A 2,174-nucleotide genomic window follows, 5' to 3' on the forward strand; every position below is an offset into this window, starting at 1 on the left:
GGCGGACCGGGGGCCGGGGCGGGGCGGGGGTGTCAGGTGGTTTGGCGGTCTCGGAAGGTGGTGCGGTAGGCCAGCGGGGTGGTGCCCACCCGGCGGGTGAAGTGGTGCCGCAGGGCCGCCGAGTCACCGAAGCCGGCCTGCTCGGCGACGCTCTCCACGCTCAGTGAGGTGTCCTCCAGCAGGTGCCGGGCCAGCAGCACCCGCTGGTTGGTCACCCAGTCGTGCGGGGTGGTGCCCGTCTCGGCGCGGAACCGGCGGGCGAACGTGCGCGGGGCCATCCCGGCGCGGGCCGCCAACTCGTCCACCGTCACCGAACGGCGCAGGTGCCCCATCAGCCATTCCAGCACCGGTTCCAGGGTGGGTGCCTCCGGCGCCTTGGGGATCGGTGCCTCGACGTACTGCGACTGGCCGCCGTCGCGGTGCGGCGGGACCACCATCCGGCGGGCCAGCCGGGTCGCCACCGCGGAGCCGTGCTCCTGGCGTACCAGATGCAGGCAGGCGTCGATGCCGGCGGCGGTGCCGGCGCTGGTGAGCAGCCGGTCGTCCTGGACGTAGAGCGAGTCGCACTGGACCCGGGCGGCCGGGAAGCGCTGCTGGAGTTCGTCGGTGTACCGCCAGTGGGTGGTGCAGTCGCGCCCGTCGAGCACGCCCGCCTCGCCGAGGACGAACGCGCCGGCGCAGACGCTGAGCAGCCAGGCGCCACGGTCGGCGGCGCGGCGCAGCGCGGCGAGCACCGGCTCCGGCGCCGGGGTGCCGTCGGCGTGCGCGGGTATCGCCACCAGGTCGGCGTCCTCGACCGGGCCCAGGTCGGCGGTGGGGGTGAGCAGGAACCCGGAGCGGCTACGGACCGCACCGCCGTCGGCGGTGCAGACGTCGAACCGGTACCCGGGGAAGCCGTCGGCGGTGCGGTCGGTGCCGAAGACCTCGGCGAGCACGCCGAGTTCGAACGCGGCGACCTGGTCCATGGCGATGACGGCGACCGAGCGAAGCATGTGACGAGGGTAACCCGACAGGTGGCAGTAAATCGATGCCCAATGACATTCCTGCCACTGTCCGGATCGGTCGGTGGCGCACAGAATCAATGGTGTCCGGTGCGCACCGGCGGCGAAAACAGTCTCAACCACACGAAAGCGAGCGCCGCCATGACCGTTCTGCTGTTCCTGCTCTTCCTGCTCCTTCTCGTCGGCGCCAGCGCCTTCGGGTTCACCACCGACACCCGCGACTCGGCCGACTGGAAGCCGAGCGATGACGGACAGCGCTGGCGCTCCCGTACCTGCTGAGGTGATTTATTCAGTTCGCGCCGAAAATCCCCGGCGGGACCGCGCCAAAAGGGGCGGCCCCGCCGACGGCGGCGCCGGGGCGTACGGCAGGCTAGGAGCATGGCTGACGGCTCCTGGTACGACGCCGACATCGACCACGTGATCATCTCGGAGGCGCAGATCCGCGACAAGACCGCGGAGCTGGCCAAGCAGGTCTCGGCGGACTACGCCCACGTCGAGGACGGCCTGCTGCTCGTGTGTGTGCTCAAGGGAGCGGTCATGTTCATGGCCGACTTCGCCCGCGCGCTGGGCCGCCAGGGTCCGCCCGCCGAGCTGGAGTTCATGGCCGTCTCGTCCTACGGCCAGGGCACCACCTCGTCCGGCGTGGTCCGCATCCTCAAGGACCTGGACCGGGACATCGCCGGCCGGCACGTGGTGGTGGTCGAGGACATCGTCGACTCCGGCCTGACGCTGTCCTGGCTGCTGCGCTACCTGGAGTCGCGCTCCGCGGCGAGCGTCGAGGTGGTCGCGCTCTTCCGCAAGCCGGACGCGGTCAAGGTGCAGGTCCCGGTCAAGTACGTCGGGTTCGACATCCCGACCGAGTTCGTCGTGGGCTACGGGCTCGACTTCGGCGAGCGGTACCGCGAGGTGCCCTACGTCGGGGTGCTCAAGCCCGAGGTGTACGCGCGGGCCTGAGGATTCGCCGAGTCCTTCATCAGCTGACATTCAGCGGGCTCTCAGTCTTCCGGTCTACGGTAGGGACCGGTGGCGTGGAGGCACCCTCCACGAGACCACCTTCGCGGACGTCGCGGGTGCGGACGAGGCGGTCGAGGAACTGCACGAGATCAAGGACTTCCTGCAGAACCCGGCGAAATACCAGGCCCTGGGCGCCAAGATCCCGAAGGGCGTGCTGCT

At 70.6% G+C, this 2,174-nt stretch carries 4 protein-coding genes; 2 read left to right on the forward strand and 2 right to left on the reverse strand.

What is annotated here, in order from left to right:
- Window positions 1–32: 32 nt before the first annotated feature.
- Complete coding sequence (locus F8279_RS29580; protein ID WP_091425751.1) at window positions 33–992, reverse strand: GlxA family transcriptional regulator; 960 nt, start codon at window positions 990–992, stop codon at window positions 33–35.
- A 150-nt stretch (window positions 993–1,142) separates the two neighbouring features.
- Between F8279_RS29580 and F8279_RS30415 the strand changes: the two genes are divergently transcribed.
- Together F8279_RS30415 and hpt are read left to right on the forward strand one after the other, a co-directional pair.
- Window positions 1,143–1,280: a hypothetical protein gene (locus F8279_RS30415; protein WP_175438838.1), complete on the forward strand. Its 138-nt coding sequence runs from the start codon at window positions 1,143–1,145 to the stop codon at window positions 1,278–1,280.
- Window positions 1,281–1,379: 99 nt separating this feature from the next.
- On the forward strand, window positions 1,380–1,955 hold the full coding sequence (gene hpt / locus F8279_RS29585) for a hypoxanthine phosphoribosyltransferase (protein ID WP_013288988.1): 576 nt from the start codon (window positions 1,380–1,382) through the stop codon (window positions 1,953–1,955).
- Window positions 1,956–1,974: 19 nt separating this feature from the next.
- Here the strand turns inward: hpt and F8279_RS30765 are convergent.
- Window positions 1,975–2,174 (reverse strand): hypothetical protein (locus F8279_RS30765; RefSeq protein WP_225853459.1); only part of this gene is annotated, 200 nt, incomplete at its 5' end.

This window comes from Micromonospora sp. AMSO1212t (genome assembly GCF_008868145.1).
Lineage (GTDB): Bacteria > Actinomycetota > Actinomycetes > Mycobacteriales > Micromonosporaceae > Micromonospora > Micromonospora tulbaghiae.